We start from the raw sequence: 4,115 nt of genomic DNA, 5'->3' as shown, positions 1-4,115 counted from the left end.
CTCCTCTTCTACCATGGTTTTTAAGGTACTTTCCTCATCCTGGTTTTTATCAAGGACAGCAAGCTGCTCCTGTTTGAAAAGCCCATGAGCGGTCAGTTTTTCTTTTACCCGGACTGCAAAATCCTTCTCCAGCTTTACCAGATCGAATGCATCACAGATCTGAATCAGGCCGTAGAACTCATCCTGAGGCATAATCTCTCCGAATTTTCCCAATCTCTCGGGACTTGCTGCCTTCTTATCATGCCAGGGCAGGGGGAGCCCGGTTAATTCCCGGGACTCCATGTTTCCTATATACACCTGGTTGGGGATGTAGGAGAGCACATCCTCAAAACATCGAAGATGTGAGGCAACTTCTTTCAAATATTCTGATTCCGGATTCACAATCCGTTCCGTGGTCTGGGTCGTCCCGTTGTGGAGCACCATATCCGGTGTGTGGGCCATGATGTAACTGGCGCCTCTCAATACTGAAAAATCACTCATCATCCAATCACCTCACCGGCCTAGTATTTCCCAAACTCGTCTCGGATGGCCGTCATCTCATTCACAATATCGTCAACGTCAAGAACCATCTCCATCATGCTGACCTGTTCCTCGTAAACATCTTCCTTCACTTCTTCTTTTACCTGTGGCTCGCACACATGGTACACGGCAAGTCCCAACGGGACTCCTGCTAATGGGCCTGCAAAAGTGGGGTCTCCTGCTGTTACGGTTTCTGCTGCAAGACCTGCGGCTTCTCCCTCAGCGGCGCCTAAGAGAACGACTACGTTCTCCGGTCCGTACTGCTCAGCAAATTCTTTTACCCTCTTCTGGTTTTCTAAGTCCATAGCACCTGCAGCCGTTCAAACAAAGCATTCGGTAGATGAAAAGATAATCTCTCCGCCTGCCGACTCGGCACACTGCGCAATGGCCGGTCCCGGAATACCGTCACGGTCACCGATGACCACGACTTTTTTTCCATTTAATAAAGCCATATCTTCTTCCTCCAATTTTATTTTTTACACGTATTTTAAAATCATGGACTCCACCGCGTCCGGTGTTGCATCGTCCTTTACCAGCTCCTCTATCTTCTCGCCATCCCTATAGATTGCGATGACCGGAAGCCCCATAATCTTCTGGCTGATAGCCAGTCTTCTTGCCCCGGTTGTGTTCAGCTTACAGAATTTAAGCGTTTCGCCATACTTCTCTGCAAAGCCTTCGATGTGTGGCAGCAAAGCCGCACATGGCACACAGCCGTCGCCAAAGAAATCAACCAGAACCGTTCCCTGATGCTCCAGCACTTCCGGAGCAAAGGTGTTCTTATCGCAAATTACCATAACCGGTACCTCCTATTCCATTTCTTCCAGATATTTTCCTGCCTGCACGGCTGCTATTGCACCGTCCGCCGCTGCAGTCACTACCTGCCTTAAGCTCTTTTTCCGGATATCTCCGGCTGCAAATACGCCCGGCACATCACATTTCATGTCTTCATCCGTCAGGATATAGCCGTTTTCCATGGCTACCTTCCCTTCAAAGACTGCGGACATCGGTTTGAATCCGATAAATACAAACACCCCGAATGTGCCATCTTCCTCGTCAGCCGTAATCTCCCGGATTTCCCCGGTCTTCACATTTTCCACTACCATGGACGACAGAAGCCCGTCTCCTTTCAGTTCCTTTACGACACTGTCCCACATAAATTTCATCTTGGGATTGGCAAAGGCTTTCTCCTGGATGGATTTCGCCGCCCGGAGTTCATCCCGCCTGTGGATAATGGTAACCTGGCGTGCAAATTTAGTCAGATACAGCGCCTCCTCCACTGCGGAATCTCCTCCGCCAACTACAAATACCTCGAAATCCTCAAAGAACGCCGCGTCACAGGTTGCACAGTAGGAAACTCCTTTTCCCGTCAGTTCCCGCTCGCCGGGACAGCCAATAGGGGTAGGGTAGGCTCCTGCCGCTATAATGACGGTCTTCGACTGGTAATCCCCGTGGGCACACCGTATAATCTTTACCTTGCCATCAAGCTCCATATCCTGCACAGTGTCATATACTTTCTCTGCGCCGAATCTGGCGGCCTGCTCTGACATCCTCCCGACCAGGGACGGACCTGACTCATCTTCCAGGGAACCCGGATAATTCTCAATCTCATCCGTTATGACAATCTGGCCGCCATCTTTCGCTTTTTCAATAATCAGCGTGGACAGCCTTGCCCTTCCGGCATAAGCGCCGGCTGACAGTCCCGCCGGACCGGCTCCTATAATTATTAAATCGTATACTTTACTCATTTCTTTCTCTCCAGTTTTTAACATTTCTGCCGTCAAGGCTGCTCCTGTTTCAGTGCCTTCACAATCGAGACACAGGCGGATAACATAATGAATATAAACGGAAACGCCGCGATTGCCACCATAGGCAGCGGCTCAAGGCCACAGATCAGCACGCCGATTGCCATGGCTGCCAGGACAATCCCCCACAGCACTTTCCGGTTTCCCGAGGGGTTTAAATCTCCGTTTGAGGACATCATTGCCAATACGAAGGTACCGGAATTTGCTGATATGATAAAAAACGTACACAACAGCACCAGTGCCAAAAAGGCAAGTATCATACCCAGGGGATATTCCCCCAGCACCAGGAACAGGCCTTTTTCGGGGGCTGCCACAATCTGCGCCAGTGTTTCCTGGGGAAGGATTTTGTTCACTCCCAGGTTGATGCCCATGGTCCCAAAAATGGAAAACCACACAGCTGACCCAAGAGTCGGCGCAATCATAACGCCCAAAATGAACTGCCTGATAGTTCGCCCCCGTGATATCCTGGCTATAAAAGAGCCGACAAAGGGCGCCCAGGTAATCCACCATGCCCAGTAAAATATTCTCCAGCTGTTAGTCCAGCTGTTATCGCCGAGAGCCGACACCCTGAAACTGTCCTGAAAGAAGTTTCCGATATACTGCCCCATTCCATTTACCAGGTTATTAATCATAGCAATCCCGGGACCGACCAGCATCGCTGCAATCATCAGCCCAAACGCCAGGTACAGGTTGAAATCCGAAATCAGCTTCACGCCTTTTTCAATACCGGCTATGGCAACCAGGATGAACAGCGCGGTGATTACCACCATAATGATGATCTGCACCGCCAAAGTCTCCGGGACGCCAAATAAATAATTGAGGCCGCTGTTAATTTGACGTACTCCTAATCCCAGTGAGGTGATGATGCCGGCAACCGTGGCGAATATCGCCAGGATATCAATGGCTTTCCCGAATTTACTGTCCGCAAATCCGTCTCCCCGCCAGGAAGAGTAAATACTGCTTAACAGCCCCGGCTTGTTCTTCCGGAACTGGAAATACCCCAGTGCGAGGCCGATGATACAGTAGCTGGCCCAGGGGTGTACTCCCCAATGCATGAACGTGGTTCGCATTGCAAAATCAGCAGCTTCTAATGTCTGGCCCTCCATTCCATTAGGGGCCATGTAGTGCGATATCGGCTCTGAAACGCCCCAGAATACCAGACCCACCCCCATGCCTGCCCCGAAGAGCATGGCAAACCAGGAAGATGTCTTATACTCCGGCACGGAATCATCCGGTCCCAGCTTGACATTCCCATATCTGCTGAATGCGATATACAGGCTGAAAAATACAAATACCATCATCGCAAGCAGATACAGCCAGCTGAAATGAGACGTCAGAAATCCAGACAACGCATTGGACGCTACTGTAAAACTTTCATTAAAGACGATGGACCATACTGCAAGCCCAACCGTAAGCAGTAATGAAATCATGAACACATAATTAATTCCTTTCTTCTGCGGTCCACCATTTTTTTCCACCAGCACAACCACCCCTCCAGACGTTTTTAAATCTTTACTTTGAATACGGTCTGTTCGTCGATATCCGTCGCCAGCGCATCAAGCGCCACGCCAACCCTGTGATATCTTAAGTTCCACTGTTCCTCTTTGGTAGTTGATGGATCGCCCAGAGGATACGGAATTGATATGGTAGGCACAATCCTGTTTGAACCTACTGTCTTTGCAACAGGAATCAGGTTACACATCTGCACAATTGGGAACCCTGCTCTTTCAAATTCTTTCACCATCGTTGCACCGCAACGAGTACAGGTCCCTCAGGTGGAGAGGAGGATAATGC

At 49.9% G+C, this 4,115-nt stretch carries 4 protein-coding genes and 2 pseudogenes; all 6 read right to left on the bottom strand.

What is annotated here, in order from left to right:
• A pseudogene (locus ACLTD4_RS33140) lies at positions 1–483 on the bottom strand (glycine reductase); the annotation flags it as partial.
• 17 nt (positions 484–500) lie between these two features.
• Positions 501–971 (bottom strand): glycine/sarcosine/betaine reductase complex selenoprotein A, encoded by a 471-nt coding sequence (gene grdA / locus ACLTD4_RS33135; RefSeq protein WP_278837080.1) that lies wholly within the window; start codon positions 969–971, stop codon positions 501–503.
• Positions 972–995: 24 nt separating this feature from the next.
• Positions 996–1,313, bottom strand: a complete 318-nt coding sequence (gene trxA / locus ACLTD4_RS33130) for a thioredoxin TrxA (RefSeq protein ID WP_278837081.1) — start codon at positions 1,311–1,313, stop codon at positions 996–998.
• Between the two features lie 12 nt (positions 1,314–1,325).
• Complete coding sequence (trxB, locus tag ACLTD4_RS33125) at positions 1,326–2,264, bottom strand: thioredoxin-disulfide reductase (RefSeq protein ID WP_412329991.1); 939 nt, start codon at positions 2,262–2,264, stop codon at positions 1,326–1,328.
• Between the two features lie 32 nt (positions 2,265–2,296).
• Positions 2,297–3,751: a BCCT family transporter gene (locus ACLTD4_RS33120; RefSeq protein ID WP_278837103.1), complete on the bottom strand. Its 1,455-nt coding sequence runs from the start codon at positions 3,749–3,751 to the stop codon at positions 2,297–2,299.
• A gap of 74 nt (positions 3,752–3,825) precedes the next feature.
• Positions 3,826–4,092: pseudogene (locus ACLTD4_RS33115) on the bottom strand (glycine/betaine/sarcosine/D-proline family reductase selenoprotein B); the annotation flags it as partial.
• Positions 4,093–4,115: the final 23 nt, after the last annotated feature.

It is taken from the genome of Hungatella sp. (assembly GCF_046966825.1).
The sequence above is the reverse complement of the archived record's forward strand: the minus strand, read 5'-3'. Positions and strand labels throughout refer to the sequence as shown.

Coding starts and splice junctions, on each gene's coding strand:
- trxA (WP_278837081.1), bottom strand. CDS start 1,313: ATGGTAATTTGCGATAAGAACACCTTTGCTCCGGAAGTGCTGGAGCAT.
- trxB (WP_412329991.1), bottom strand. CDS start 2,264: ATGAGTAAAGTATACGATTTAATAATTATAGGAGCCGGTCCGGCGGGA.
- ACLTD4_RS33120 (WP_278837103.1), bottom strand. CDS start 3,751: ATGATTTCATTACTGCTTACGGTTGGGCTTGCAGTATGGTCCATCGTC.